We start from the raw sequence: 25,313 nt of genomic DNA on the forward strand, positions 1-25,313 counted from the left end.
TGACCGACCTAGCCTGGCGGGAGTCGTTGTCCTCCGTCGCGGGCGCGGCCGACCCGCTCGACTTCCGCGGCGATGGCGTCGATGGCGTGCTCAATGCGCTCGATGCGCGGGTCGGTTTGCCCGGTCGGCAGTGACTGCCCGGGAATCCACCCCGCGTGTCGCCAGGTGCGCGCCAGGGGCGAGTCGCCCGGGATGAGCTGCGCTTGCCCACAAATCGGGCAAAGCATGCGTTTGGACGTCAGGCGCCACGCCTGGTAGACGACGCCGGGAATCACGAAGGGAACGAGCAAGGCGGCGGCGATCCAGCTGCTCCCCGGTCGTTCGGGAAGGTTGGTTTCGGAGCCGCACCAGGTGCAGAGCCAGGAGCGAGGAGCCACGGGGCGAGCAGAAGGGGAGAAAGGGAAAGCCGGTCGCGCCACCCGGTGGCGGCGCGTCCATCACGACCGTGAGCGCGCGTCCATCAGGTGCTCACGGTCGCGGCATGGTGCGGGGCAGCTTACTGGACGGCGTTCCTCAACGTGAAACGCGTGAGCCACTCATGCTCGCGCCGGATCTTGTCCATCTGGTGGTAGTACTCCCCAAGGCCGTGGCCTTCGCGTGGGTAGAAGACCAGCTCCGTCGTCTTGCCGCGATCCTTGAGGTGCCGGAAGTACTCCATCGGCTGCCCGATCGGGACTCGCTCGTCGTTGGATCCGTGCAGCATGAGCAACGGCGTGGTGACCTTGCTCGCGTACTGGACGGCGGAGCGTGAGCGGTAAAACTCGAGCGACTTGTTGTTGATGGTCCCGTCGAGCTGCGGCATGCCGTCGTAGAAGGTGCCGATGTAGCCCGGGATGTCGGTGGTGCCGTACATGCTTTCCATGTTGGAGAGCCCGGCGCCCATCATCGCGGCCTTGAAGCGGCCGGTCTGCGAGACGACCCAGCCCGTCATGAAGCCGCCGTAACTCCATCCGGTCACGGCGAGGCGCGTCGAGTCGGCCACGCCGCGGCGGACCAGTTCATCCACGCCAGTCATGATGTCGCGATAGTCGCCCGCGCCCCAGTCCTTGATGTTGCCGCGCATGAACTTCTCGCCGTAGCCGGTGGACCCGCGCGGATTGGGATACAGCACGGCCCATCCCTGGCCGGCGTAGTACTGGCCCGGGGATCCCCAGTTGGCCTTGAAGCCGTTGGTGTGGGCGCCCGTCGGGCCGCCGTGGACGTCCACCTTGAGCGGCACGCGCTGGCCGGGGCGGTATCCCACGGGCTTGAGCAGGATCCCTTCCACGGTCCAGCCGTCCGTGGACTTCCATGTGACGACTTCACTCTCGCCGAACGCGATCTGGGCGAGCTGCGGGTTCACGGTCGTCAGCTTTCGTGGAGCTGCGAAGGTCGCGTCGGTGACGTACACGTCCGCGGGTGAGGTCGGCGTGTCCATCGCGAAGGCCACCACGCGTTCGTCATCGGAGAATGACGCTGCGCGCAGCTGCGATCCTGTGGAGAGGCGCTGGTATTGGCCGGTTGCCGGCGTGTAGGCGAACATCGCGCCGAACACGCGATCCTGGGTGCTCACGAAGATGCGCTGTCCGTCGCGCGACCAGCGCAGCTGCCCGACCGAGTAGTCCCACGACGCGGCGGCCGCGTTCTTCGCGGTCCGGGTGGCGAGGTCGTAGGTGAACAGGTTGGTGTTGTGCAGCGAGCGCGGGTACATCCCGTCCCCGTTGGGCTTCCAGTCCTCGAGGAGTGCGCCGAACGCCAGGGTGCGGCCGTCGGGCGACCACACCGGGGTCGACTGCAGGGTCATGTTCGCCGGGCCCGCAACCGTCTCGCTCGCCTTGCTGGCCACGGTGACGATCCGCGCCTCGCGCCGTTCATCGCGAATCAGGGTCGTCGGGCGGGCCAGGAAGGCGAGGCGCGTCCCGTCCGGGGACCAGGTCGGCGTTCCGGCGACCGAGAACGCCCCACTCGTGATCTTCTCCGCCTTTTTTGTTGCGACATTCACGACCCAGATGTGCGGCATCCGCATGTCCCCCTCGAACGTCTTGGGGTCGTCGCGACGGCGCGCCTTCGCCTCGGCGTCACGGGTGAGCGAGTCCGTGGTGAGGTAGGCGATGGACTGGCTGTTCGGCGCCCAGGTGTATCCACTGACCCCGTCGCGTGCCGTGGTGAGGGCGAACGCTTCGCCGCCATCGGCGTGCATCAGCCAGACTTGTGGCCGTGGGCCGTCCGTGCCATTCGCCGCCCCTCGCGCGGAGACAAACGAGATGTAGCGACCGTCGGGTGACCACTGCGGGGCGGACTCTCCGCGTTCGCCAAACGTGAGCTGACGATTGCCACTGCCGTCGGCGCGAATGATCCAGACATGCGAGCGCATGTCGTGCTGGTCGCCCTTGCTGGTGTCGCGTGCGGCGGGGTGCTCCCACGCCGCAATGCTGTAGAGGATGCGCGACCCATCGGGGGAGACCTGCACGGACCCGGCGTTCTTCAGGTCCATGATGTCATCGATGGTGATCGGGCGCTGGGCACCGACGACAGAGGTGCCGAGCACGGTGACGAGGAAGGCAGTGGAGAAGCGCATGGCGGGGCGGGCTGGGGTCGAGATCGGGGAAATTGGGCACCGGACCCCTGTGGCGCGAGCGGTCGGGGGGCGACGGTTGTCATCGTCCGGACGGCGGTCCAGAATCTCTGCATGCGAAACGCCCTCCTTCTGGCCGGCCTTGCCGCGAGCGCCCTGGGTGCCCAGGACGCCGACCTCATCCTGCGCAACGGCCGAATCTGGACCGGGGATACCCTCCGCCCAGCCGCCCAGGCCGTCGCAATCCGCGGCGACCGGTTCATTGCCGTCGGCAGCAACGCGGCAATGTCCAGGCACCGGACCGCGCGGACCCGCGTCATCGACCTCGGGGGGAAGTTCGTCACCCCCGGGTTCATTGACGACCACACGCACTTCAACCAGGCCGGGGCGTTGCTCATCGGGGCGAACCTCCTGGACGTGAGCACGCCGGCGCCGTTTGCCGCGCGCGTCAATGCGGCCGTCGCCCGCATGAGCCCCGGGCAGTGGCTGACGGGTGGCGATTGGGGCGCCTACGAAGACAACCCCGCCAGCTCGACCGGTGCGCAGGCCGTGCCGGTGTCGCAGCGCTTTTCGCCGGATCGGTCGATCATCGATTCGGTTAGCGGGTCGATCCCCATGTTGTTCAATCGATGGGACCGAAGTGCCTGGCTTGCGAACGGGTTGGCGCTGGAACGGGCGGGCCTGTCGTGTGGGCAACCCGTGGCCGGGCTCGAGTGCGTGAGCGGGCGAGCGACGGGCCGCGTCGCGGATGACGCGCTCGCCCGCGTGCGGGCCGCCGTCGCCCCCAAGACCTTCGACCAGCGCCTGCGCGAGGCGCGCGCGGCCATGACGCACCTCGCCGAGTTGGGGGTGACGACGATCCATGACATCACCCCGCCGTTCCAGCTCCCCGTCTACACCGAGTTGAAGCGACGCGGAGAGCTGACCGTGCGGGTCTTCGCCCGGCCCACGCTCGACAAGTGGAACGAGATGACCTACGCCGGGATTGCGCCCGGCTTTGGCGACGACTGGGTGCGCGTGCGCGCGCTGAAGGGTTTCGTCGACGGGATCCAGGGGAACTCCACGGCCCGGTTCTACGAACCGCAGCTCCACAGCGGCAAGCGCGGCGAATGGCGCGACTCGACGAACACCGCCGCGACCGACGGCCCGGGCTCAGGCATGATGCCAGCCGGCAACATGGAGCGCCTGCTCTTTGGGCTGGACTCTGCCGGCTGGTGGGCGAACGTGCACGCCATTGGCGACGAGGCCATCGACAGCGTGCTCACCATCATGGAAAAGGTGATGCAGGTGAATGGGCCGAAGGAGCGTCGGTGGCGCGTGATCCACTCCCAGGTGATTCGCAACGCGGCCGTCGCACAGCGGTACAAGCGACTCGGGCTCATCGCCGAGGTGCAGCCGTATCACGCCATCGACGACATGCGCTGGATGGAACAGCGCATCGGGGAGCGGGCGCGGTGGGCCTACGCCTTCAAGACCTTTCACGACGCGGGGGTGCCGCTCCTCTTCGGCTCGGACTGGCCTGGGACGAATGCGAGCTGGTACACGGCCAACCCCATGACCATCCTCTATGCGGCGGTCACGAGACAAACGATGGACGGCAAGCCGGAGGGCGGCTGGTTCCCCGAGCAGCGCCTCGACCTGGAGACGAGCCTGCGGAGCTACACGGTGAACAACGCGTGGGCCGAGGGGGAGGAGGCGACCAAGGGGAGCATCACGACCGGGAAGCTCGCCGACCTGGTGGTCATCGATCGGGACCTGTTCGCGATCCCGGGGGTGCAGCTGAAGGAGGCAAAAGTGACGATGACGATGGTGGGTGGGAGGATCGTGTACGGGAAGGGAGCAGGAGGTACCGCACGGAGGTGACGCGGGGTCCGGGGTTGTTCAAGAGCGTGCAGTACGAGCAGTACGAGCGGCACGTGCTGCACGGGGCTGGCGGTGCTCAGCCTCGGGCGCGCTCGTATTGGCGGGGCCAGGGGCCGGCGACGCCTAACGCCTTCGCCGCGGCGAGCGGCCATCGCGGGTTCCTGAGCAATTCGCGCGCGAGCAGCACCAGGTCGGCATCGCCGTTGGCGATGATCGCCTCGGCCTGGTGCGGATCGGTGATCAGCCCCACCGCCCCGGTGGCGATCCCGGCCTCCTCGCGGATGCGACGGGCGAACGGGACCTGGTAGCCCGGTCCCAGCGCGATCTTCTGCGCCGGTGAGAGGCCCGCGGACGACGTATCGATCAGGTCGACCCCTTGCCCACGGAGTTCGCGGGCCAGCGCGACCGACTCCTCCACCGTCCATCCCCCCTCCACCCAGTCTGTCGCGGACAATCGGACGAAGAGTGGAAACTGCTCCGGCCACACCTCGCGTGTTGCGGCGACCACCTCGTGCAGGAAACGGGTCCGGTTCTCGAACGAGCCGCCGTATGCGTCCGTGCGCTGGTTCGCGAGCGGGGAGAGGAATTCGTGGATGAGGTACCCGTGGGCGGCATGCAGCTCAATGACCTGGAACCCTGCGGCGAGGGCGCGCCGTGCGGCCTCGCGAAAGGCGTCGACGGTCGGGTGGATGCCAGCGGCGTCAAGCGCAGCTGGCATCGGGTAGGTTGGCGAGAAGGCCACGGCGCTCGGTGCGACCGGCGTCCAGCCACCCTCGCTCACCGCGCCGCTCCCTTCCCACGGCCGGTGGGTGCTCGCCTTGCGGCCGGCATGTCCCAGCTGGATCCCCGGCACGGCCCCCTGGGCGCTGACAAATGCGGCAATGCGCTTCCACGCATCGCGCTGGGTGTCGTTCCAGATCCCGGTGCAATGCGGGCTGATCCGTCCGTCGGGGCTGACGGCCGTCGCCTCGGCGATGACCAACCCGGCACCGCCGGTCGCCAGCCCGCCCAGGTGGACGAAGTGCCAGTCGTTCGGCACGCCGTCCGTCGCCGAATACTGGCACATCGGCGAGGCGGCAATGCGATTCCGCAGGGTGACGGAGCGCAGGGTCAGTGGCTCGAACAGCATTCGGCGACGGGTCGGTGGAATCCCCGCTGGGGCGGGGACGGTGGAAGCAGCTCCCCTCAGGGCGTGCCGCGCAGGAGGGGGAGGGCCCGTTGCATGATCGGCGTCAGGGCGGCGGGCACGTCGCGCACGTTGCTGTCCGTGTTGAGCGCCACGACGACCCCCGTCCGGGTCTGCGGGTTCACCCAAAAGAAGGAAAGAAAGCCCGCCTGGCTCCCGGTGTGTCCGATCAGTGGGGTCCCCGCGTGGTCGAGGAGGAAGAAGCCAAGCCCCATCCGGCTCTCCGGGGCGGCGCCCTGACGGATGATCGGCTGCCACATCTCGGTGAGGGTCGCGCGCGACAGGACGGCGTCAAACCGGCGCTGCCGCTCGGTGTCGCCCCCGCTGCTGTTCGTCAGGAAGGCGACGTAGCGGGCGAGGTCATCGAGTGGCGCATTCCATCCACCGTTCGGGATGGTGATCCCCGGGTCGAAGTCGCGACCATTCTCTCGCACGGCCGTGGACTTCGTCGCGCTGTCGCGCACGATCGTGTAGTTGTTGGCGCGGTCGTCCGCGAGATGATACGGCGTGGAGCCGAAGTAGCTGCGGTCGAGCTGGAGGGGCGAGAAGATCTGCTTCTGGATGTACCCCACCCATGGATCGCCACTGATCGACTCAATGATGCGGGCAAGGTAGATGTAGGCCGGGTTTGAGTACCCCCAGCGCGATCCCGGACGGAAGACCAGCTGCTGGTACGGCATCATGGCGACCAGCTGGTCCCAGGTGGTGGGCTCGAACGGCTCCCACGGCTTGCCGTTTCCGTACGGCCAGGTGGGGTTCTGGAAGCCGGAGGTGTGGGCGAGGAGCATGCGCACGGTGATGCTGTCCATCATCCCAAAGGGGTCGTGCATGCGGCGCAGCTCCGGCACCCAGCGGATGACCTTGTCATCGAGCGACAGCTTGCCGCGATCCCGCAGCTGCAGGATGGCGATGGCGGTGAGCGTCTTGGTGATCGATCCGTAGTGAAAGATCGAGCGATCGGTGACGGGGGCGTTCCGCGTCCGGTCCGCGAGTCCGTAGTGGTGCCGGGCGACGATGTGCCCGTCCTTCACGAAGACCGCGCTCCCGCCGACCACGTGACCGGCGCGCGCGAGGCTGTCCATCTGCTTGGCGAACGCCGGCCACCCGGCGGGGCGATCCTGGGCGCGCGAGGGCGTGGGGAGCACGGCGGCGGCGAGGGCGAGGGAGAGGGAGAGGGTCAGTCGCATCGGAAGGGGATCGGTACGGGAAAAGCTACCGTCGGAAGCCGGAAGTCGGAGGTCGGGAGACGGCGCTGCCTGCACGGCAACTGCAGGCGACCTTTGGGCCGCATGGCGCGACCGGCGGCTACGCCCCCTGCTCCCGTCGGAGGAGGCGGACACCCTCGAGTCGCGCCAGATCGCGGTCGAAGGTGACCACGTCAAGCGACTCGCGGCGATAATCGGCATGAATGAGCCGATCCACGACTCCCGGCCGTGGCTTTGGCACTCGCGACGACGGGTCAGCCAGCACACCAGCCGCCACGCCGGCGCTGCGCACCCGAGGATCGGCGAGGAAGGCATGGAGCGCTCTCGTCGCCTCGCCGTGCGGCACCGCGTAATGATGCCGGAGCGCGAAGTACGTCTCCGCCACGACGAGGTCCGACACCACAACGGGTGCGCGAGCCGCGGCCAGTTCCGTGCGGGCCCGTTCTCCTTCCGCCTCTGGAAGTCCCGTCAGCAGCCGCAGCACCACCGACGTGTCGAGGCCGACGCTCATCGCTTCCGCCCCTTCACGGCAGCTGCCGCGCGACCGGCGGCGATGCTCGACCGGATCGCCGGCATCGAGTGATCCTCGACAGCGCGGGCATGACTCTCCAGTGCGCCGAACCAGGCCGGGCGCCAGTCCGCGGCACGCGCGGAGGCGTCAGGCGCTTCTGCGGGCGCCGGCGCGTCGAGGACCAGGCGGACTCCCTCCGCCATGAGCTCGCGCACCGTGCGGCCGCGACGGGCCGCCTCGACCTTGAGCCGCCGGTACAGATGTTCGTCGAAGTCGATCGTGGCTTTCATGCAAGCAAGCTAGCTGGTAATATGGGACCCGACCAGTGGCGCGCTTCGGCGTGGTGGACCGGGCAGGGTGCTCGCGATCAGTGGGGTGACGGTCGGACGTTCTCAGCGAGCGAGTCCAGGCATCATTGGGCCGGATGATGCGAATCCCGGAGGCCGCGAGGCCGGGCATCGAGGGCCTTCGCCGGGCCGAAGCCTTGTGACGTCAACTGCGACGCCGCAAACTGGTTAATGTCTAGTCAATGTGATGGTGGACGATGAAACGTGTGACCGCGTTCGACGCCAAGACCCGGTTCGGCGAGCTCCTCGACCGCGTCGCGAGCGGCGAGGAGATCATCATCACACGGCACGATCATCCGATCGCCCGGATTGTCCCGGAGGGGAGACGGCCGCTCGACCAGACCCGCGCCGCGGTCGCTCGCCTTCACGCGCTCCGTGATCGGATTGCCGCTCGACGCGGACCTCGGTCACCATTGACGGCCGCGGATGTCGTCGCGGCGATCGACGATGGCCGGGCGTAAGCGGCGGGCGGCCGCACGGCGACACCGGGTGCAAGTAACGCCCTGAGTGCCGGCCCCCCGACGGAACGCCGCGCGTGCGCCGGCCGTTTGAAATGAGCCGTGCTCGACTCCCCGTACAGCGCCGACATGTTCTGGTCCATCGCCCTCATCGCGCTGCTCATCCAGTGGGTCGCCTTCGTCCCGGCGTTCGCGAGGCGGACCGAGCGCTTCTATGACCTCGTGGGGAGCGCGACGTTTATCACGGCGACGGCGCTGGCGGTCTGGAATGGCTGGCCGCTGGACCTCCGCGCGGCGCTCCTCGCCCTGATGGTGGTAATATGGGCGCTGCGCCTCGGGAGTTACCTCGTCGGGCGCATCCAGCGCGCGGGTCGTGACGACCGCTTCGACGAGATCAAGCAGTCGGCACCGCGATTCCTCCTCGCGTGGACGCTACAGGGACTCTGGGTCGTCATCACCTCGGCCCCAGCGGTCCTCGGCATCGTGTCCGATCGCCGCGCCCAGGCGGACGTCGCGTTGGCGGTGGGTTTCGTCCTATGGGCGGCCGGGTTTCTTATTGAAGTGATCGCCGACGGCCAGAAGGCGCGCTTTGCCGCCGACCCACGGAACCGCGGTCGGTTCATCGCCACCGGGCTCTGGGCGCGTTCGCGTCACCCGAACTACTTCGGCGAGATCCTGCTCTGGGTCGGCGTGGCGGTGATGGCGGCCCCGGTGTTGGTGGGGTGGGAAAGGCTGGCCCTGCTGTCCCCGCTCTTTGTGGCCTGGTTGCTGATGCGCGTCAGCGGGATCCCCATGCTCGAGCGGAAGGCCGAGGCGCGTTGGGGGGCGGAGCCGGCGTATCGCGCATGGCGGGAGCGCACGCCGCGGTTGGTGCCTCGCATCATGGGCGGGCCGGGCGCCGCCTAACGAGCCTCGCGGTTCGCGCGCTGTGCCTGGGCCCACGCCGCGTGCTCGCGCACGATCGGCTCGGGGTCCTGCGCGGCGCGCTGGAGCGCGGGCGCATCGCCGGGTGCGCCACGGTTCCCCAGCGCCACCGCGACATTCCGCGCGAGGCCGCGCCGCTTGGTGCGCAACACCGGGCTTCCGCGAAAACGCGCCCGGAACTGCTCCTCGCTCAATTGAACCAGCTCGGCAAGGTCGGGAGCCACCAGCTCGGGGCGGGTTTGGAGCTCGGGGTCGGTGACGTCGTGGGCGAACTTGACGTTCCACGGACAGACCTCCTGGCAGATATCGCACCCGAACACGAGCTCGCCCATGAGCGGGCGCAGCGGCGCCGGGATCTCGTCCCGTAGCTCAATGGTCAGGTAGGAGATGCAACGCGTGGCGTCCAGCACCCGGGGCGCCACGAAGGCGCCGGTGGGGCACGCCGTCAGGCAGCGCGTGCAGGTGCCGCAATGATCCTCCTCGAACGGCGCATCCGCGGCAAGCGGGAGGTCGAGCAGCAGCGCGCCAAGAAAGAAGAACGAGCCGTGGCGGGGGTGGATCAGGTTCGTGTTCTTGCCAAACCAGCCGAGTCCCGCACGGCGGGCGAGGTCGCGTTCGAGGATCGGGCCGGTGTCTACATACGGCTTGCCGCGCACCGTGGGGGCCACCTCGCCGCGCACGCGGCTGAGCAACTCGTTGAGCCGGTCGACCAGGACGTCGTGGTAGTCGCGTCCGCGTGCATAACGAGCGATCGGTCCCGGCGGTTGCGTGCCCCCATAGTTCATCCCCACGACGATCGCCGACACCGCCCCATCATACACGAGTCGGGAATCCGCGCGCTTCTCGGCTCCACGTGCGAGGTATCCCATGGTGCCGGCGTAGCCCTGCGCGATCCAGTCGTTGAAGGCGCCGATTGTCTCCGACGGACCCAGGGTGGTGATCCCGACAAGGTCGAAGCCGAGGGCGTAGGCCAGCGCCTTGACCCGCGTGGCGTGCCCTGCGGCGTCAGCGGGCGGCGGCCCAGTGTGCATATCGCACCACGTCCTCGGCCGGGGGAATGACATCCGCGTCGCCGTACGCGGTGTACATCCGCCAGCGGACGTACTCGCGGGCCGGGAGCGGTAGGAAGGGGAGCTTGCGCCACCAGCGGCGATCGCGGAATCGCCAGGCGACGACCAGGAGTGCCCGTGCCAGTGCCGGGTTCACGAGCGCCCGAGCGGCCAGGCGCAACGAGAGCTGAAGCCATGACATGGCTGACAAGGTAATCCCTGCGCGGGGATCCCTCACGACGGGACGGGGAACTCCCCGATGGTCATCAGGCCGCGCGGGGCGGAGCATTCCCTCATGCTCCGGGCTTCCCTGGTCCGCGCGGTGGCGGCCGCCATTACTCTGACAACCCTGCTTGGGGTGATCGGGGCGTCGCCGTGCGTCCACCATGAGGCGGTGGACGCAACGCGTGGCGCGGCGCACCACGGTGGCGCGCCGGACCCGCAGCGCGTCCCATGCGACTGCCTCGGTGATTGCGCGGCCAGCGGAATGGTCGGGCTGCCCGAGAGCGCCGTGGCGTCTCACGCGCCACGCGAAGCGCCCGTACAGTTGGTGCCGCGACTCGTCAGTGTGCCGCCGGCGACGACTGACGGGCTTCTCCCGTTCTCGCGACCACCGCCGCGGATCCGTTGGACCTGAGTCGCGACGCGTCGTCCTGACGCGTCCGCTTTCCCCAACCGGACCCCTCATGTCACTGCTGCCCAGATGGGCGCCGCGACGCGTCGTCTTCATTGCCCTCGTCGCCGCTCCCCTTGCCCTCGACGCCCAGGCTCTCCGGGTAACCGGCGAGGTGCGTCATGCCGACTCAAAGCTCCCCGTCGTTGGGGTTCGCGTCACGGCGGCCTTGCGCGCGGTGGCCACCGATTCCCTTGGTCGGTTTGCCATCGACGCCCCGACTGATACCACCACCATCACCCTTCAGCGACTGGGGTTCCGCACCATCGTGCTGATGGCGCGGCTCGCCGGCGGCACGATCGAGCTGGAGCCGCAGCCGACCCTCCTGAATGAAGTGGTCGTGGCGGCCCGAGGTACCGACCTTGGCGCCGCAAGCGCCCTGAGCAGTGGCGCCGTGTTCCGCACGGCCGTTGGCGAACGGGGAGGGAGCTCACTCGCCGAGCGGCTGGAGGGGGTGGAAGGGCTGGCGGTGCAGCGCATGGGGGAGTGGGGGTCTCGTGCCCTGTTGCGTGGGCTCGGAGGGGAGCGGCTCACCGTGATGGTGGATGGGGCGCGCCTGAACCGGGCCTGCACCTTTGGCATGGACCAGGGGCTGTCGACAGTGGCTGCCGGGAGCGTCGAGCGTGTCGAGGTGCTCTCCGGTCCGGGATCCACGTTGTATGGCTCGGGGAACGTGGGCGGGGTGATCAACGTGGTCACGCGTCGACCGCCGGCGACAGAGGGCTGGAATGGTGAGCTGCGGCTGGGTGGTTCGTCCGCCGTGCCGGGCGCGACGCTGGGCGGGGCCCTCGGCGGACGGCGCGGTCGCGTCGACGCGATGGTGACGGCGGATGTCGCCTCGTTTGGAGACTACCGGTCAGGTGTTGGTCGCGTGGACGGGTCGTCCTATCGTGACGGGAACTTCGCGGCGACGCTCGGCCTGGCGCCGACCCCAGCCCAGCGCATTGCGCTTCAGTCAACCCTGTACGAGGGCCGGGACATCGGGTGGCCTGCGATGGCTGGCGCGGCGATTCCCCTTGAGCGACGCCTGCAGTTCGCCACCGACTACGGGTGGCAGGTGGGACGCGGCGTCGTCGATGCCTTCGCGGCGCGGGCGTATGTACAGCGCCTGGACCACCACATGACCATCGACATGTCGATGCCGATGACCGGTACGGGCGGCATGCCGATGACGATGCGATCGCTGACCGACGCGCGTTCGCACTCCACGACCTCCGGCGGACGCGCGCAGGTACGGCTCCTGCCCGCCAGCCGCGCGCGGGTGGACCTCGGACTGGACGCCACACTCTGGGATGCCGAGGCCACGCGATGGAACGAGAGCCTGCGCGTCAGTGGCTCCGGCGCCACCACGCCGGTGAGCCAGGTCGTCCTTCGCACATGGCCGGCCGTGCGGATGTCTGACCTCGGGGCGTTCTCGCAGGGTGAGGTCGACCTCACTTCACGCCTCGCCGCGACAGGCGGAGTGCGCGTGGATCGGGTGTCCCGCCGGGCCGACGACCGCACGTCCAGCGACGAGTCGGTCGGGACCGGCAATGTGGGGCTCCGCGCCGTGTTGCCGCACGGCTTCGCGGCGCGCACCTCGTTAGGCTTTGGCTACCGGGTCCCCGATCCCACGGAGTTGTACGGCGTGGCGCTCCGCCCGGACGGCTTTATTTACCGAGGGTCGCCCACGCTGAGCTCCGAGCGGAGCCGCAATCTCGAGGCGACGCTGGCGTGGGACGGACTCACGGAGCGCGGCCGCACTGGCGCGAGCGTGACGCTGTTCCGCAACGCGCTTAGCGACCTCATCGCTCCGCGGCTCGCGGTCGGGGACTCCGTGTCCGGCCGGCCGGTGCGTGAGTACGCCAACGTGGCCAATGCCCGGCTGCAGGGGATGAGTGCGTCGGCGGACGTGGCGTTGTCGGCCGCTGCCACCCTCCGGAGCACGATGACCTGGACGCATGGAGAGAACCTGGCGACGGGGACGCCGCTCGCCGTGACTCCGCCGCTCGAAGGACTGCTTGCGCTCCGCCTGTCGAGCCCCTGGATGCGCGCGCGGTGGGTCGAGGTGGAATGGAGCGTCGCGGCGCGGCAGGATCGCATCGCGCAGGATGCGGGTGAACAGGTCGCGCCGGGGTATGGTATCGCGCACCTCCGCGGAGGCGCTCCGGTACTCGGCACCACCGTGCAGGTGGGGATCGACAACGTGTTCAACCGCGCGTATCGAGCCCACGTGGACCCACTCAGGCTGTTGCGACCCGGGAGGAACGTGTTCGTGCGACTCACGCGGCCACTGTAGGATCGGTCGCGGCCTCTGCGCACGGTCGACCCTCTCCGCCATGAGGCCCGGCGGAGGGGGGCCGCCTTGGTGGCGCCACGGCGATGATCAGGGGGGGGGCCGCAGGACGCCGCGCCCTGCACTCGATCCGACAGCTTGCTGGCATGATGGTCGTCGCCGGCCGGTGGACCATCACCTCATCCCGCGGTTGCACCATCGACCACCCTCGCGAGGCCCCGGTCGCGGCCGCAGTATTGAGGGATGATCGCTGCTCTTCTCGATGATGTGCGCACGGCGTTGCGCGCCCTGAGCCGAAGCCCGCTGTTTGCGGCAGTGGTCCTCGGATCGCTGGCATTGGGGCTCGGCGGCTCCATGGCAGCGTTCGCGATCCTGGACGGCGTGCGGCTGCGTGCGCTGCCGTTCCCGGATGGCGATCGCCTGGTCTCCCTCAGCGAAGTCCCGGCGGCTGGACCGTCCGCGGCGTGCGGGGCGCGATGCGATGTCTCCTATGCGACGTTTGCTGACGTGCTGCGGCGCCACGAGTTCCGCACGCTGGACGCCGTCATCGGCTTCACCGCTGGCGGCAAGGTCTACATGGCAGGGGGGGAGCCGCTCCCGGTGATGGGTGGGGTGCTCACGCCGGAGGCCTTCAGCCTGTTGGGTGTGACCCCGGTGTTGGGCCGGCCACTGCTGGCTAGTGACGACCAGCTGGGTGCCCCGCTCGTCACCCTGCTCGCGCACGACTTCTGGACCAACCAGTTCGGCGCGGATCCCACCGTCGTGGGGCGGGTCATCAAGCTCAGCGACTCGCAGTACACCGTCGTTGGGGTGATGCCGCCCGGCTTCGACTTCGAGACAGGATCGAAGTTCTGGCTCCCGGCGGTGCCGACCCTCGATCCCAGCACGCGCCCGTCCATCCGGAGCCTCAGCGTGATTGGCCGCCTGCGCCCGGGGCACACCCTGCGGGACCTCGAGGCCGAGCTGCAGCAGCTTGAGATGCCGGACCAGCGCGGCCCAGCCGGGCCCACGCGGATGGTGGTCGCGGCGGCTCCGCTGCGCGAGCGGTACGTCGCCGCGGCGCAACAGTACGACCTGATCTTTGCCGGCATGGTTGGGGGGCTGCTCCTGCTCGCCGTCGCCAACCTGGCGAACCTGACCCTCGTGCGGGCCCTGGACCAACGACGCGAGGTGGCGGTGCGGGCCGCGTTAGGCGCGTCGCGCAGCCGCCTGGCCAGGCAGTTGGTGGTGCAATATGCCCTCCTGGTGCTGGGCGGCACCGTCGCCGGCGCCCTGGTGGCGCAGTGGTTACTGGGCGTCCTCGGTTCGGTGGACGTCCTGAACGCGGGCCGCCTCGCCGGGATGCGCCCGCGGGTGGATGCGCACGTGTGGGGATTCGCGGCGGGTTTGGCCCTGTTGGTCGGTGTCATCCTGTCGATGGCGCCGGTGCGTGTGGCACTCGGCGCCGCCGGCCGCACGGCCTTGCGCGCCGCGGCGGGCAACACGGCCCCGCGCAGCCGCTGGCAACATGCGCTCCTGGTGCTCCAGGTTGCCCTGGCCTTTGCCCTCGTGTCGAGTGGCGTGTTGCTGCAACGGTCGGCGGTGGCCCTCTCGCAAGTCTCGTTAGGTTTCGACGCCGACCGCGTGGTGCAGGGGACGCCGAGTTTCCCGCATCCGTGGCGTGTGCCCGGGGCCTACGTGCCGGTCACCGAGCGACTGCTGCTCGAGCTGGGGCAGCTGCCTGGTGTGCAGTCGGCCGCCGCGCGCACGACCGTCCCGCGTGGGACCGCCTCCTTCACGGTGGACGGCGGGGCACCGCTCGACGCGCGGCTGGCGCCGTCCGTGGAGATTGGGGTCACGCCGGGCTACTTCGAGACGCTGCGGGTGCCGGTGTTGCGTGGACGGGCGTTCTCCGCGGCCGACGTGGCCGGTGGCGCCCCCGTGGCGATGGTCAACGCATGGGCAGCCGCGCGCTGGTGGCCCGGCGCCGATCCGGTCGGCCAGACGGTCCGCGTGGACACCGCGTCCGGCGCGGGGACCACGCTGACGATCGTTGGCGTCGTGGCGGATCACCGGGCGGCGACGGCGACGGCCCTGACCACGGAGCTGGGGGCCGAGCTCTATCGTCCCTGGGCACAGGCGCTGAGTGCCTTTCCGTCGTTTGTCGCCGCGACCTCGGGTGATCCGACGACGCTGTTGCGGCCGTTCCGCGACTTGCTCGTGCGTCATGTGCCCGATCGTCCCGTCGGGGTGGCGCGCGCGACGGAGGGTTATGAGCTGCAGTGGCGCGGGATGCGCACCAATGCCACCCAGGCCGGATGGATCGCCGGCGTTGGTGTGGCGATCGCCTGGCTCGGCATTCACGGGATCACGGCGTATCGGGTGCGGCGGCGCACGCGCGAGATCGGCATTCGTGGCGCGATCGGGGCGTCGCCCGCGCACATCGTGCGGCTCGTCCTCGCCGATGTGGCCGTGTGGGCCCTCGTGGGCCTCGTCCTCGGCCTGCCCCTCGCCCTTGGCGGGGCACGACTGCTCAGCGGGCTCTTGTACCAGGTGCAGGCGACCGATCCCCGGGTGCTGCTGAGTGTTGGTGGCATCCTCGCCGCGAGCGTCGTGGCAGCCACCTTCGTCCCCACGCGTCGCGCCCTCCGGATTCCCGCGGTCGACGCCTGTCGCACCGACGAGTCCGGCGGATGACCCTGTACCACCCCGGAGTTCCCGATGGACATTGAACACGAGCTTGTGGTTGCCGCGCCGATCGACCGCGTGTTTGCCTGCTTCGGCACGGGCCCTGGCCTGGCCGCCTGGTGGACCGACGCATCGACGGCCGAGCCGCGACTCGGCGGCCGCTACACGTTCGGGTTCGACGCCGAGCATCAGTGGGCCGGCGTAGTGCGGGTCTACGACGCGCCCCATACGATCGAGTGGGAGATGACCGAGACCGCTCCCATGGAAGACTGGCGCGGCACGCGCGTGGGGGCGCGGCTGGTGGCCGAGGGGGATGTCACCCGGCTGCACTTCTACCATCGGGGTTGGGACGGCAAGACGGCCCACAAGCGGACTTCGTCGTTTTGCTGGGCGATGTACCTGCGCCTCCTGGCGCGGTTTTGCACCACGGGCGAGGTGGTCCCTTACGCGCGGCGCGACGACCTCTGAGGGGCGTTGCGGGCCTCGGGCGGCAGCTCGCCCGAGCGAGACGTCGACGCGAGTGGTCAAGACGCGTCGTGACAGCTTCAGAAACGCGGCGCCAACGGCTTCGTCCGCGCGAAATGTTGCACGGACGCCTCAGCACACGACCGACACGCGTGGCACCGTTCGCGATTCGCGTGCGTACACGAGCGTTTCCGCCTGCACCGGTGAACACACGCGTGTGCACAGCGGCAACTCCGGCGTCGCAGCTCGTCGCGCGCACCGCGCTCCTGGCATTTCCGCCTGCACCACGACCGTTTCGCGTATGACGATCACCGCGGCCGCCCTCCACACGAGCAATTCCGGGGTCACGCGTCGCAATTCCTGGCGCCACATCGGCGGCGCGCCCCGATACAGCACCAACTCCGGCCGACACAGCAGCGGTCCGCATGCGCACGCGAGCATTTCCGCCCGACACAGCACCTGCTCCGGCTGTACCGGGACCAACTCCGGCTATACCGGGACCAACTCCACTGTCACCGCCAGCAAATCGTCACGACACAGCGCCGCTCCCGGTCTGCATGGCCGTGGCGCGCGTGTAGACGCGAGCATTTCCACCCGACACCGCACCAACTCCGGCCGCACGACTCACGGCGCAGTGATCCAAAGTGGCGCCGCCGCTACACACGCCCTCGAAGACAGGGGACACGGCCTCCAAACCAGACGACACGGCGCCGAACCCGGTGTCGCGCTGGCCGAAACCGACCGGCAGATCAGCCCGTCCGCGCGCGCAGAGCCCGCAGACGTGGTACTTCAAGCGATTTCGGCGAAGCGTGCGGTCGCGCGCACGGACCCCATCCCCACGGCGCCGTGCATGGCCTTCGCGCACCCGTTCCCTTGCCTGCGCACGCTCGGCCGCCAGCGTGTCCCGTGCGTACCCCGGGTCCAACCACTCGGCGCTCGACCGACTGGCGCAACGTCTGGCCAATGGCTCCCGACCACTGCTGGCAATGGGGGTGACCGCGGCCTGCTCCAACGCGAGCGCCCCCACGACTCATGTCTACGGGGGGTCGGACGTGCAACCACTTCAGGAGAACACCGGGTTCGGGTTGTCACGACTCCCACGGCTCATGGGTAGGAGCCTCGGGGAATCCCGGGTGTCTTGACGTCGCACACGGCGTGCGCATCTTTCGTGCACGGGTTATGCGCATCCCCTGAGGCCCATGGCTCACACCGTCAAGAAACCGCGTAACCTGACCTTGGACGACGAAGCCATGGCGCGCGGTGAGCGCTATAGCCGGAAGCACGGCACCAGCATCTCACGTCTGGTCGGCGACTTCCTCCGCTCGCTTCCGCTCGGGCCCTCACCGGCGGCACTGTCGCCGGCGGTGCGCAGGCTGCTCGGCGTTGCCGCGGGCAAGGATGTCGACGCGCGCACGTATCGATCGCATCTCGTTCGCAAGTACGGCAAGCGGTAGTGGCCGAGCGACGTCGGCGGGCTCGCGTTGCGGAGGGCGAGGGGCTGCTCGAACGGACGCTCCTCCTGTTTGATACGAATGTCATCCTGGATGTCGTGTTGGCGCGTGATCCGTGGAGCGACGACGCGGCCGCGCTCCTCGACGCCTCTGCCCGGGGTGACATTGTTGGCTTGGTCGCGGGCCACACCCTCACCACTGTCCACTACCACGTGGAACGGGCGCGCGACCGTCGCACGGCGACGACCGCGGTGAATGACCTGTTGCAGGTCGTAACCGTGGTGCCCCTGGACAGCGCGGATTTTCATCGGGCCCTTTCGCTGGGCCTGCGCGAATTCGAGGATGCCGTTCAAGTGGCCGCTTGCCTGAGGGCGGGTGCGCATTTTCTCATAACCCGAAACGCGCGGGACTTTCGCGGTACTTCCGTCGCGGTGCGTTCACCCTCCGAGGCGAGAGGTCTTATTCCCAGAAACGCGGCAGAGTGAATGGGTGAGCCTACGATAGTCGCTAAAAGCACGAGTACGATCCGAAGAGCGGGCGATTCACGCAAGAAGATCCCATTGGCCTCGCCGGCGGCCTCAACCTCTACGGCTGCGCCGGCGGCGATCCGGTTCTTGCCTAACCGACGCGTGTACCCGTCGGCGCGATACCATCGCGCCGCAGGTGAAGCTCAAGGGTTAGGCCCATGGGCGATCAAAGAGGATTAATTGCGGACCTGTATGTCTCAACGCTCGTCGCAGAGCGCGTGGAGTCGAAGTGAACTAATACGGTAATACTCCATTTGCGACCTACCTTCCCGGTCGAATCGCGGACTGATGCACCGATCTCCGAGCGCCTCTCGTCGAAGGGGTCAACACTCAAGCGCCCTCCTCCAACGAACCTTAGCTCGCGGAGCCGCCGCTCCACCTCCGGCGGCTCTTGACCTAGAACCCCAGACTGTATTACCACGCCCTTAACTGCTTCCGGGGTGGGATCTGTGCTGCGGCAGGCCGCTTGTAAGCCAGCTGCAACGAGAATCGCGACTCTCCACGCTCGGCCTTGGGGCTTTGCTGACATCTGGTTTGGATGCACTAGGGAAGGAGGTTCACGTTGCCGGCGACGGCTCGCCGGTTCAATGAACGATAGGGAAGGCCTGATCGAAGCAGCATCGTGTTAACTACCGAGTTACTGTTCGCCGAAAACGTGTGGTACCCGATTCTTCGAGCGTTGATAGCGGCAGCGGTACCTTCCAAGGAGGCGTTGATGTCATCGCAAGGTTCCTGGTTGTCCACCACCGGTGAATCATAGGAAACAGCGCTCGGATTCTCGTAGTCACGAGCACCCCACGCCGAGTACGATTCGGCGCGAATCCTGCCAAAAGACGAGTTGTCCGCAGCCTTGGAGTCTGCACCACCCGCGTCGGCGGCCCGCCCAGACGAAGTCTTCGAGGAATTGCTCGCCCGTTCACTCCATGTATCGGTGGTAGGCCCGCCTCGGTACACCGTAGCCGTGTTGTCGGGGCTCGTCACGGTGATGAACGCATGCCTACCCAAGCTACGGACTCGGGTGTATCCAACTTGGACTTTGCAAGTCCCAAACGGGTCGGAGAAGTTGACGGGATCGCCGTTGGCGTAGCCATAGAGGTTGAGGCCGCCGGCCAGGCCGATGGGATCCTCCTGCGTGAAGCGCCCGCTCTTGGGGTCGTACAGCCGGTTCCGCTGATAGATCAGCCCCCCCGCCTCCCGCTTCTCCTGCAGCAGGCTCCCGTGCCAGCTTAACGTCAACAGCCCCCGTGCACCTGCCGATACGGATCCGCCGTGAACGGCCACGTAACGTCACACACCGCTGCGCCGTGGCCACGCCCGGCGCCGGGCACGCCGCCTGCCCCACCGCCACCGTGTACGGCCGGTACTGCGCCCCGTCGCTGAACAGCCCCAGCAATGGCGTCCCCCGCACGTCCCAGAACACCAGCAACGTGAAGCGCGGCCACGTCAGGCTCGCGCCCGACGGGTTGTCCTTGTAGTCGTAGCGCGTCACGCTCAGCGGTTGGTCCACCCCCAGCCCCGGCCCGTACACGACCCGCCCGAAGAAGGGGTTCGGGTCCAACGTCGAGGACGGGGCCTGATACGTCGGGAATCCGCTGTCCAACTCCTCCGAGCTCGCCCCATCGATCGGCGCCCGGATCTCGGCCAGCTCCTGATCCCCGTCCCAGATCGTGCGCCGCACCCCACTCGTCACACACCCCACGTCCGTCGTCGGCGCGCAGGTCGTGCTCGTGCTCACCCAGACGCGCCGCCCCAGCGGGTCGTAGCGGAACTCCTCCAACGTGCGCCGGCCCGAGAGCCGCCGATCCACGGCCGCCACCCGATCGTCGCCCCGATAATACGTCGCCCGCCCTCGCTCACCGCCGCCCCTGGGCGTGGTGGTCTCGAAGCAAGGGTGTTCCCCCGCCGTGTCGTAGGCATACTGCGTCCACGTCGGCGTTGACCCCGCATTCGCGACCTGTAGCCCAAGACGGCCGGCGGCATTGTACGTGTTTGTGGTCGCGAAGGTGCCAGCCTGAGGCGGCAGGGACCAGCCCCACTATTCGTCAAGAGATTGCCCAGGGCGTCGCACGTGAAGCTTCCGTTCTGGGTAAAGAGCGGCGTTGTCTGATTCACGAGGCTGTAGCCGCTCGCGACCAGGGGAGTCGGTGAGCAGGTACCCAAACCCGCTGTAGGTACCCCTGGGATACCCGCCGCCGGCGAAGGCCACCTGATCACTCGCGCTGAGGATCTGCCCGCGCGTTCCGCGAGGCGACGCTGAAGTTCCGGATGGTCGTGCTCCCAAAGTTCGGGAAGGCGGTCGACCCCGGGCGCAGGATCTGGTCAAGGTTCAGGCGACCCGCGAGGTCATAGCCCAGGGTCTGGGCGATCCCCGCGGGATAGCTGACGTTGGTCAGCAGGCCACGACCGTTATAGGTGAAGCTGAAGGAATTGCCGGCGATATCCGTGACCCCGGCGAGCGCACCCCACGAGGTGTAGCTCCAGCTCATGGCCGAGCCCGTGAACAACGTGGTCGGGCTCAGCAGCAGGCTGGTGCGGCGGCCGTTGATGTCGTAGCCGTAGTTCAGCGAGTAGGTGTGGGGCGTCCCCGTGCGGGAACGAGTCTTGACCACCTGGGTTTCCGACATGAGCGCCCCGCTCGAGTGGTACGATCGGGCAATGTCGGCGTCGAGGCCCGTTGCGGTCAGGACCTGGTTGGTGGCGTGGTACGTGAAGCCTGCGACTCGAATGAGGCTGAATAGTTGTAGGGGCCGTTCTCCCACCGGTCACGGGGCGTGATGTTCGGCGTAGGATAGTTGTAGGCGGTTGGTCCGCTGATCGATCGTGATCAGCCGATTGAGGACATCGTAGGACATGGTCATACTCCCGCCGGAACGCAGCGTGACCCCAGTGACATTCCCGGCGGCGTCATAGCTGGTGTATTGCGCGCCGCCCGTCGACCTGACTGAGACACGGCGCGGTCGGCATTGTCGTACACGTACGACGTGGTCTGTACCGCAATGTTCCGGGGTTTGGAGTCCACGATCGAGCGACCGACTGCACATTGTCCTCGGCGTCGTACACGTTCGCGATGGCTTCGTCCCACCACCGCCTGCCGCCGTCGTGACACTGCTCAGCACGTCGTTGCGCTCGGTGTACGTGAGCGTGGTGTTCTCGCGCGGAGTGCCACCCGCGTTGGTGCCGGTCGGGATCAGGGTTGTGGTGGTGAGCCCGGTGTTGGCGTTGTTGGTGTACAGCGTGGTCTGGTCGAGTTGGTTGTCATACCGGTTCAGATTCCCTTGGCATCGTGAAGTATCCTTCATCGCTGCCGTCGGGCGCGACGACCACCTCCACCTGATTGTTGCCGTTGTAGCTGAAGGTCGCGGCTCGGGAGACCTCGGTTGTCTTGCTGCCACAGGCGATTGCCATTGGTCGTGCTGATGCCAAACTCTGTGTAGTCGCCTGAGGGGTTGGTAATCCGGGTCACCTGATCCCACTTCGGCTCCCAGGTGACGCTGGTCGTTCCGCTGACGCCGCTTGGTGCCGGAGCCGTCTGCGACACGATGCGCCCCCGGGCGTCATAGGTCGCCGTCACGGCGTGGCCCGCAGGGTTTGAGGTGTAGGTCACCAATCCGGGCATTCCGCCTCCCCGGGTCAGGAGAGTGGACTGTCCCGCCGCGTCCAGAATGCTCGTGGGCGCGCCGTACCTGTTCATGCGAAACTGCGTGACTTGCCCGCTTCCCGGTCCCGTGATGGTGGTCTTCACCGTCGCGGTGTCCACCGCAGCCGCGAGCCCAAACGCCTGGGCGTTCGTCATACTGCGCGTGATCGCGCCAGGCATCGGCAAGCGACGCGCTCTGGACCCGGCTTGCTACATCGTAGGCGAACGTCGTCACCGCGCCGCGCCCGTTGGTGCGCGTGAGGATGCGATGGTCCGATCCATAGCCAAAGCTCACGAACCTCACCGGCGTCCCAGGGTCTTGAATCGCCATGATGCGCCTGGTTGGCGCGTCGTAGGTGACCGTGACCGTGCGCGTTCCAGAGTTTCCAGGGACGCTGACCGAGGCGAGCTGGCTCGGGGTGTAGCCGAAGGTGTAGACCGTCGGCGACGTCGTTGGCGGAAGGGTGATCGAGAGCAGCCGCCCTCCGCCGGAGTAGGCGAAGGTCGTGACGTGACCTTGCCGGTTGCGGGTCCGCACGTGCCGTCCCGCCGCATTGAACACTACCCACACGGAGTCCGGGAGTTGTCGCACGAACTCTGATCCCACTTCGCGGATCGTGTCCGGGTAGGTCATGGAGGGTGCCCCCCACACCCGATTGGGCGCGGTGGTGCCAGCCCGGAGCGCATACCGGCGCACTCCCCCGTCCCCACCAATCCACGTGAGGTTATTGGGGGTGCTCAGGTCGAGGCTTTCGAGGCCGCTGAGCCACCACCCGGCACCAAAGGTACTTGTCGTCCGATTGACGACGATGAGGCTACCGGTGCCCGTCGTGAGCGCCGACTGCGCGCCCCAGCTGGTCGTCACCTCGAGCACATACGGATACACCAGTGGCCAAGCCAGCGGAATCTGCGTTGAAGCCGAGGGCCACTCGACGGGTACTGCCTGCGGACCACTGCGAGCCGGGCCAAGACGCTGAGGCGCGCGGAACCCCGCTGACCTTGAGCACGGCGCTCACAAGCGTCGGAATCGCTGCCCCAGACTGCAGCGTGAGGTTCGCCGGCACGACGGGATAGGGCCGGGCGTGGTTGCTGTTGTACGTCAGGGTCGGTGTCCGGGTGACGTTGAGCGCTCGCACCGAAGGCAACGGGTGCACGATCCGCAGGTCCCCGCATTCCGACGCCGCCGACGACCCGAGCGAGAGCGAGAGGCATTGATCCCGGTATAGCAGCGAATCCGCAGTCAGGTTCATCGTCGTCACCGTCAAGCCAGCCAGTGCGGACTGCACTGTCACGTTGGCCACGCCGGTGGCGACGATTGGCCCGGTCGCGGAGTTGAGTCGAACCTCGAGCGTCACGGATCCGCTGCCGAGGGCGGTCGGCGTGAAAGTGGCTGGTGCGGCACTTGACTGGCCCTGTTGTACAACCGGACTCTGGCCGTTGTACCCGCACGGTGCGAGGATGGCGCTGCAGCTTACCGTGCGGTAATAGGTGATCGCTCCGGGGCCATTGTTGAGGAGTTGGAAATCGAGGGGAAGCGCCGCAGTGCCCATGGTCGCCGTGACTGGACCCGGAGCCGTGACAGTCGCGCTGGGAACCCTGATATTGACAGACCCCGTCGCCAGCGCCGTTCCTGCGGTCGCGGTCACGACAACCGTGCTGCTGCCCAGTGGAGCGCCGCTGGTGTACGTCAACGTCAAGGCTGTGGACCCGGTCGCGAGGCTCGTCACGGCTGCCGGCGATAGCGTGCAGGTCAACGCCGCCACCGGCGAGGGCAGGGCGCCGCAATTGTGCGAGAAGGTAACGTTGGCCACGGGGCCGCCACCGTTGGTCACCTGAAAGGCGATGGATTGCGATGGTTGGTTGGCAACGACCAGTACATCTGACGCAGGTCCGGTAATCGATACCGTCGTATTGACGTTGATCGCCAGGGTGGCCGTCGACAGGGTGCTGCCCGAGTACCTCAGGCGCAGCGGGAACGAGCCTGCCCCGACCGTCGGCGCGTCGTACACCACAGGCAAAGCCACCGTGCCGGTGCTGCCCGAGTTCACGACCATCGAGCTCGCTCCATTGCTAAACCGACAGTTGGTGACCCCTGCGCACGTCCCGTTCACCTCTGCGGTGAAGGCGACATTTGGTGTACCGACAATTGAGAATCCGGTGTAGGTCACGCCGATGTTGCCAAGCGTCGCGCTGGTTGTCGCCGCACCTGGCACGATGTTGCCCGTGATGGCCGCTACGGCGAGAGTGGCCGAGGAAAGCAGCGTCCCGTTGAACGACACATCGAGCCGCACACTGCCGGTCCCAGATGGGGGTGCGTCCAGAAGCACGGTGGGCGAGGTCGCGGGCGTTGCCGGACCGAGTGACACCGATGTGTTGGACGAGGCGTTCTCACTGAAGCGGGCACCCACGCCTCCTGTGGATACCAGGGTAAGCTGGTAGGTCGCCGGTGGCCCCCCCGGCGCGTTGGTGACCGTGAAGCCGGTATAAGCGTGTCCGGCCGCACCCTGTGGCAGCGCCAGTCCGGTTGGATTCGCCGTCGCCGACGCATCCACAATCGTGATCATCAGCGGCAGCGAGGCGACCAGCCGGGCCCCATGCATAGCGACGGCCTGCAGGGTGACCAAGCCGGCAGCCGCTGCCGTCCAGGCGTAGGTGACGTTACTACTTCCGTTGACCGGGAGCACACCCGTCGTGGATGGGGTTCTGCTGCAGGAGGAAAGAACTCCCGAGCACCCGGCGACGTCGTCGAAGGAGAACGCGGTTGGCAGTTCGCCACTATTGGTGAGGGTCAGCACCGCGTTGGCAGGTGCGCCGCGCGCCATGGTGAACGCGGTCGGTGAGCCAACCAGGGTCGCGACCCCCGGTTTTACCGCGGTGAGATCCCACCACCCAGCGGCCGTGTCCGCATACGTTGATCCGCCCACGCTTGCTTCGGCAAAGGCGGTCAGCGTCACCGTCATGCCTGCTTGTGCCAGCCCCATGGTCGCCACCAGCGTCACGTTGACGGCCCCGAGGGGGTCCTGTGCATCGGCCGGCGGAACGAAGACCTGCCCTGGGCACGTCGTGACGGTGATCCCTGAGCCACCGCAACTGAACGTTACGCGTGCATCGGGGCCCCCAATGGTGCCGTAATTCCGGAGAGTGAAGCTGAAGCTATGCCCGCCACTGAATTCCAGGCGAGGCACCGCGTCACTAAGCCCATTGGGCGTGACCTCGATGTCCACGACGACCTGCGCGGAGCTCGCCCGTGTGGTGGCCAGCGCGGGCCAGGGGCTGCGCCCGCCCGGGTGACGCCCGCCTAAGCGCGGATGACGGGACGGTTGACAGCGGGCGCACTCCAGGGGAGGGTGGAAGGCCTCGTGTGCGCGCCGCAACCCACGGCCGCAACACGCGGCTGTGCTCGACGTTTGGAGTGTGCCGCGCGCGCGAGCGCCTGGCCTGCAATGTCCGTGCCGTCTAACCCCGTCGTGTCATCCACCTACTAACTGAGAGCAGGTCGCGAACGCGGGGTCAACGCCGAC

22 protein-coding genes and 1 pseudogene are annotated in these 25,313 nt (G+C 68.0%); 9 read left to right on the forward strand and 14 right to left on the reverse strand.

From position 1 onward, the window contains the following. Positions 1–8: 8 nt before the first annotated feature. Together IPK85_24095 and IPK85_24100 are read right to left on the reverse strand one after the other, a co-directional pair. Positions 9–377, reverse strand: a complete 369-nt coding sequence (locus IPK85_24095; protein MBK8250451.1) for a hypothetical protein — start codon at positions 375–377, stop codon at positions 9–11. 119 nt (positions 378–496) lie between these two features. Then, entirely contained in the window at positions 497–2,557 is a 2,061-nt protein-coding gene (locus IPK85_24100) for a S9 family peptidase (protein MBK8250452.1), read from the reverse strand. A 111-nt stretch (positions 2,558–2,668) separates the two neighbouring features. On the opposite strand from IPK85_24100, the gene IPK85_24105 reads away from it, so the two are divergent. Further along, the gene (locus tag IPK85_24105; GenBank protein MBK8250453.1) at positions 2,669–4,417 is read left to right on the forward strand and encodes an amidohydrolase; all 1,749 of its coding nucleotides are present in this window, start codon (positions 2,669–2,671) and stop codon (positions 4,415–4,417) included. Positions 4,418–4,493: 76 nt separating this feature from the next. Here the strand turns inward: IPK85_24105 and IPK85_24110 are convergent, their stop codons facing one another. From IPK85_24110 to IPK85_24125, 4 genes are all read right to left on the reverse strand, one after another. Next, positions 4,494–5,546 carry an NADH:flavin oxidoreductase/NADH oxidase gene (locus IPK85_24110; protein ID MBK8250454.1) on the reverse strand — a complete coding sequence of 351 codons (1,053 nt, stop codon included), beginning with the start codon at positions 5,544–5,546 and terminating at the stop codon, positions 4,494–4,496. Positions 5,547–5,602: 56 nt separating this feature from the next. Further along, positions 5,603–6,790 carry a beta-lactamase family protein gene (locus IPK85_24115; protein MBK8250455.1) on the reverse strand — a complete coding sequence of 396 codons (1,188 nt, stop codon included), beginning with the start codon at positions 6,788–6,790 and terminating at the stop codon, positions 5,603–5,605. Positions 6,791–6,908: 118 nt separating this feature from the next. After that, positions 6,909–7,319 carry a PIN domain-containing protein gene (locus IPK85_24120; protein MBK8250456.1) on the reverse strand — a complete coding sequence of 137 codons (411 nt, stop codon included), beginning with the start codon at positions 7,317–7,319 and terminating at the stop codon, positions 6,909–6,911. Further along, on the reverse strand, positions 7,316–7,609 hold the full coding sequence (locus IPK85_24125) for a hypothetical protein (GenBank protein ID MBK8250457.1): 294 nt from the start codon (positions 7,607–7,609) through the stop codon (positions 7,316–7,318). Before IPK85_24125 ends, IPK85_24120 begins: the two co-directional genes overlap by 4 nt. Positions 7,610–7,863: 254 nt before the next feature. Between IPK85_24125 and IPK85_24130 the strand changes: the two genes are divergently transcribed. Continuing rightward, positions 7,864–8,127, forward strand: a complete 264-nt coding sequence (locus IPK85_24130) for a type II toxin-antitoxin system prevent-host-death family antitoxin (GenBank protein MBK8250458.1) — start codon at positions 7,864–7,866, stop codon at positions 8,125–8,127. 126 nt (positions 8,128–8,253) lie between these two features. Then, entirely contained in the window at positions 8,254–9,030 is a 777-nt protein-coding gene (locus tag IPK85_24135; protein MBK8250459.1) for a DUF1295 domain-containing protein, read from the forward strand. On the opposite strand, the gene queG is transcribed toward IPK85_24135, so the two are convergent. Further along, complete coding sequence (queG, locus tag IPK85_24140) at positions 9,027–10,079, reverse strand: tRNA epoxyqueuosine(34) reductase QueG (protein ID MBK8250460.1); 1,053 nt, start codon at positions 10,077–10,079, stop codon at positions 9,027–9,029. The two genes, IPK85_24135 and queG, sit on opposite strands and share 4 nt — an antisense overlap. Continuing rightward, the gene (locus IPK85_24145; protein ID MBK8250461.1) at positions 10,054–10,299 is read right to left on the reverse strand and encodes a hypothetical protein; all 246 of its coding nucleotides are present in this window, start codon (positions 10,297–10,299) and stop codon (positions 10,054–10,056) included. Before IPK85_24145 ends, queG begins: the two co-directional genes overlap by 26 nt. Before the next feature lie 484 nt (positions 10,300–10,783). Between IPK85_24145 and IPK85_24150 the strand changes: the two genes are divergently transcribed. From IPK85_24150 to IPK85_24175, 6 genes and pseudogenes are all read left to right on the forward strand, one after another. Beyond that, positions 10,784–13,048 carry a TonB-dependent receptor gene (locus tag IPK85_24150; GenBank protein MBK8250462.1) on the forward strand — a complete coding sequence of 755 codons (2,265 nt, stop codon included), beginning with the start codon at positions 10,784–10,786 and terminating at the stop codon, positions 13,046–13,048. Positions 13,049–13,288: 240 nt separating this feature from the next. Further along, complete coding sequence (locus tag IPK85_24155) at positions 13,289–15,721, forward strand: ABC transporter permease (GenBank protein ID MBK8250463.1); 2,433 nt, start codon at positions 13,289–13,291, stop codon at positions 15,719–15,721. Between the two features lie 24 nt (positions 15,722–15,745). Continuing rightward, positions 15,746–16,180: an SRPBCC domain-containing protein gene (locus IPK85_24160; GenBank protein ID MBK8250464.1), complete on the forward strand. Its 435-nt coding sequence runs from the start codon at positions 15,746–15,748 to the stop codon at positions 16,178–16,180. 1,196 nt (positions 16,181–17,376) lie between these two features. Next, complete coding sequence (locus IPK85_24165; GenBank protein MBK8250465.1) at positions 17,377–17,631, forward strand: toxin-antitoxin system protein; 255 nt, start codon at positions 17,377–17,379, stop codon at positions 17,629–17,631. Then, the gene (locus IPK85_24170; protein ID MBK8250466.1) at positions 17,631–18,113 is read left to right on the forward strand and encodes a PIN domain-containing protein; all 483 of its coding nucleotides are present in this window, start codon (positions 17,631–17,633) and stop codon (positions 18,111–18,113) included. Before IPK85_24165 ends, IPK85_24170 begins: the two co-directional genes overlap by 1 nt. Before the next feature lie 32 nt (positions 18,114–18,145). Next, a pseudogene (locus tag IPK85_24175) lies at positions 18,146–18,250 on the forward strand (RHS repeat-associated core domain-containing protein). A 448-nt stretch (positions 18,251–18,698) separates the two neighbouring features. Here IPK85_24175 and IPK85_24180 read toward each other — a convergent pair. The 6 genes from IPK85_24180 to IPK85_24205 all read right to left on the reverse strand — a co-directional run bounded on the left by IPK85_24180 (position 18,699) and on the right by IPK85_24205 (position 25,016). Then, positions 18,699–19,436, reverse strand: coding sequence for an RHS repeat-associated core domain-containing protein (locus IPK85_24180; protein ID MBK8250467.1), 738 nt, complete (start codon positions 19,434–19,436; stop codon positions 18,699–18,701). Between the two features lie 929 nt (positions 19,437–20,365). Beyond that, a complete protein-coding gene (locus IPK85_24185) occupies positions 20,366–20,914 on the reverse strand; it encodes an RHS repeat protein (GenBank protein ID MBK8250468.1) in 549 nt (182 codons plus the stop codon). A 3-nt stretch (positions 20,915–20,917) separates the two neighbouring features. Further along, positions 20,918–21,454 carry an RHS repeat protein gene (locus IPK85_24190; protein ID MBK8250469.1) on the reverse strand — a complete coding sequence of 179 codons (537 nt, stop codon included), beginning with the start codon at positions 21,452–21,454 and terminating at the stop codon, positions 20,918–20,920. Next, positions 21,451–21,726: a hypothetical protein gene (locus IPK85_24195; GenBank protein ID MBK8250470.1), complete on the reverse strand. Its 276-nt coding sequence runs from the start codon at positions 21,724–21,726 to the stop codon at positions 21,451–21,453. Before IPK85_24195 ends, IPK85_24190 begins: the two co-directional genes overlap by 4 nt. Then, complete coding sequence (locus IPK85_24200) at positions 21,710–22,666, reverse strand: hypothetical protein (protein ID MBK8250471.1); 957 nt, start codon at positions 22,664–22,666, stop codon at positions 21,710–21,712. Before IPK85_24200 ends, IPK85_24195 begins: the two co-directional genes overlap by 17 nt. Then, complete coding sequence (locus tag IPK85_24205; GenBank protein ID MBK8250472.1) at positions 22,608–25,016, reverse strand: hypothetical protein; 2,409 nt, start codon at positions 25,014–25,016, stop codon at positions 22,608–22,610. Before IPK85_24205 ends, IPK85_24200 begins: the two co-directional genes overlap by 59 nt. Between the last annotated feature and the right edge of the window lie 297 nt (positions 25,017–25,313).

The organism is Gemmatimonadota bacterium (assembly GCA_016712265.1).
GTDB lineage: Bacteria > Gemmatimonadota > Gemmatimonadetes > Gemmatimonadales > Gemmatimonadaceae > RBC101.

Excerpts from the sequence above, each read along its gene's own strand:
- IPK85_24100 (MBK8250452.1), bottom strand. The coding sequence starts at position 2,557 with ATGCGCTTCTCCACTGCCTTCCTCGTCACCGTGCTCGGCACCTCTGTC.
- IPK85_24105 (MBK8250453.1), top strand. The coding sequence starts at position 2,669 with ATGCGAAACGCCCTCCTTCTGGCCGGCCTTGCCGCGAGCGCCCTGGGT.
- IPK85_24110 (MBK8250454.1), bottom strand. The coding sequence starts at position 5,546 with ATGCTGTTCGAGCCACTGACCCTGCGCTCCGTCACCCTGCGGAATCGC.
- IPK85_24115 (MBK8250455.1), bottom strand. The coding sequence starts at position 6,790 with ATGCGACTGACCCTCTCCCTCTCCCTCGCCCTCGCCGCCGCCGTGCTC.
- IPK85_24120 (MBK8250456.1), bottom strand. The coding sequence starts at position 7,319 with ATGAGCGTCGGCCTCGACACGTCGGTGGTGCTGCGGCTGCTGACGGGA.
- IPK85_24125 (MBK8250457.1), bottom strand. The coding sequence starts at position 7,609 with ATGAAAGCCACGATCGACTTCGACGAACATCTGTACCGGCGGCTCAAG.
- IPK85_24130 (MBK8250458.1), top strand. The coding sequence starts at position 7,864 with ATGAAACGTGTGACCGCGTTCGACGCCAAGACCCGGTTCGGCGAGCTC.
- IPK85_24135 (MBK8250459.1), top strand. The coding sequence starts at position 8,254 with ATGTTCTGGTCCATCGCCCTCATCGCGCTGCTCATCCAGTGGGTCGCC.
- queG (MBK8250460.1), bottom strand. The coding sequence starts at position 10,079 with ATGCACACTGGGCCGCCGCCCGCTGACGCCGCAGGGCACGCCACGCGG.
- IPK85_24145 (MBK8250461.1), bottom strand. The coding sequence starts at position 10,299 with ATGTCATGGCTTCAGCTCTCGTTGCGCCTGGCCGCTCGGGCGCTCGTG.
- IPK85_24150 (MBK8250462.1), top strand. The coding sequence starts at position 10,784 with ATGTCACTGCTGCCCAGATGGGCGCCGCGACGCGTCGTCTTCATTGCC.
- IPK85_24155 (MBK8250463.1), top strand. The coding sequence starts at position 13,289 with ATGATCGCTGCTCTTCTCGATGATGTGCGCACGGCGTTGCGCGCCCTG.
- IPK85_24160 (MBK8250464.1), top strand. The coding sequence starts at position 15,746 with ATGGACATTGAACACGAGCTTGTGGTTGCCGCGCCGATCGACCGCGTG.
- IPK85_24165 (MBK8250465.1), top strand. The coding sequence starts at position 17,377 with ATGGCTCACACCGTCAAGAAACCGCGTAACCTGACCTTGGACGACGAA.
- IPK85_24190 (MBK8250469.1), bottom strand. The coding sequence starts at position 21,454 with ATGAAGGATACTTCACGATGCCAAGGGAATCTGAACCGGTATGACAAC.